At 62.6% G+C, this 1,939-nt stretch carries 1 protein-coding gene; it reads right to left on the minus strand.

Annotation, left to right across the window (positions count from 1 at the left end; translation table 11 throughout):
• Window positions 1-90: 90 nt before the first annotated feature.
• Entirely contained in the window at window positions 91-1,353 is a 1,263-nt protein-coding gene (gene ltrA, locus ABN034_RS34150; RefSeq protein ID WP_349695093.1) for a group II intron reverse transcriptase/maturase, read from the minus strand.
• Window positions 1,354-1,939: the final 586 nt, after the last annotated feature.

The raw sequence follows: 1,939 nt of genomic DNA on the forward strand, positions 1-1,939 counted from the left end.
GGGAGTCGGGTGGCCGGGGGGATTTTCACCCCCCGGCTCCCACAGATCCCGGCGTGAACCTCTCGGTTCACCGGGCTCTTGTCATCCTGATCACCAGATGCGGGGGGCCCAAGGAACCCATGCCCAGTGCGCAAAGAGGCGGGGATAGCGTGCCGTGATGCCCCGCCGGCACTCGTGGGCTTTCCTCTTGCCCTGTAGCCGTTTGTACTTTCTGCGGATCCAGCGCACCAGGTAGGCGTTGATGCGCGCCAGGAGCGGATACAGCGCGGAGCGGTAGAACGCCCCGTAGTACTGCATCCAGCCTCGCACGATCGGGTTGATCCGCCGCGCGAGGTCGGCGAAGGTGTAGCCGGTGCGGCGGTGCAGCCGCCAGGACCGCACTTCCGCGTTAATTCTTTTCAGGGCGTCCTTGCTGATCGCGGGCAGAAACGAGCTAAACATTCTTCCGTTCCTGTCCCGCACCCTGCGCTGCCGGAACGTGAACCCCAGGAACGTGAACGACGTGCTCGAGTGCGGGCGCCGTCGTTTCCCGTCCTTGCAGTAGACAATCCGGGTTTTGTCAGGGTGCAGCCGCAACCCGACCTGCTCCATCCTGTCGGCGATCGCCGCCACCACCATGTGGGCTTGGCTCTCGCTGACGCAGTGCACCACCGCGTCATCGACATAGCGTTCGAAGGTGATGGCCGGGAACTCCCGGGCCATCCATGCATCGAATGCGTAGTGCAGGAACAGATTCGCCAGCACGGGCGAGACCGCGGACCCTTGTGGAGTACCACGTTCCCGCTCAGCAAGTGTTCCGTCGGTCTGCTGCAGCGGCGCCGCAAGCCACCGCTTCACATACAGCACCACCCACGGCTGGTCGGTGTTGGCCTCCACCGCCTTGACCATGAGGTCCCAGCGCACGCTGTCGAAGAATTTCTGAATGTCCAAATCGATCACCCAGTCGGTCTTCCAACAGCGCCTCCGGCATGTAGCCACCGCGTCCAGCGCCGACCGGCCAGGCCGGTAGCCGTAGGAGTCCGGATGGAAGATCGGCTCGACCTTCCGCTCCAACCTCCTGGCCACCACCGTCTGGGCGACTCTGTCCGCCACAGTGGGCACCCCGAGGATCCTGGTCCCCCCGCCATGCGACTTCGGTATTTCCACCGCCAGCACCGGAGGCGGAAAGTAGCTGCCCGAGGACATGCGATTCCAGATCTTGAACAGATTATTCCTCAGACCGGCCTCGAACTCCTCAACTGAGCAGCCGTCCACTCCCGGCGCCCCCTTATTGGCCTTAACCCTTTCCCACGCCTCCCACACTTCCCACTTCGAGATATCAAACGGCTTGCCTGACGACTTCAGTTCGCTCACGCGACTCCTCCCAGACACCTGGTTGATCGAACGAACAAACCACAGATGACCTGACCCCTTGGCTCCACTCCCACCGCGTCAAGCAGGAACTTCACAGCTACTACGAGTCAGTCCGCCAGCGCGCCCCGCGACGGTACTCAATCCCTTGCGGTTTCAGCCGCTTGGAACACTCCCTATCGCCACCTACACAGCGGCAGTGTCGGAGCACGCCTTCTCACGTTCCACACGGAAGCAGCAGAACAGGCTCACGCCGCCTTCATGCCGGGCACCACCTGACCAATAAGCGGGCACCCGCCAGGCTCATCCCGGGATCAAGGGAACACCCCGGTTTCGATGCCAACCGAGTCCATTACGGCACGTCAACAGCTACAACGCTCGTCTTCCTGTCCCCTACCTGACGCCTTTAACGACGCCTTTTCCCACATCGCTCACCACGACGGTCTTCAACCAACGCAGCAGTGGGCGGTTTGATGCCTCCCCCCGCAGGGCGACACCGAGGGGCCACAACCCTCATCTCCCGCGCAGCACCACATCAAGAAGCTCTACCTACATCGAACCCCTCTCCGTGTTCGTGACACACTCCCTT

This window comes from Actinopolymorpha sp. B11F2, assembly GCF_040195635.1.
GTDB lineage: Bacteria > Actinomycetota > Actinomycetes > Propionibacteriales > Actinopolymorphaceae > Thermasporomyces.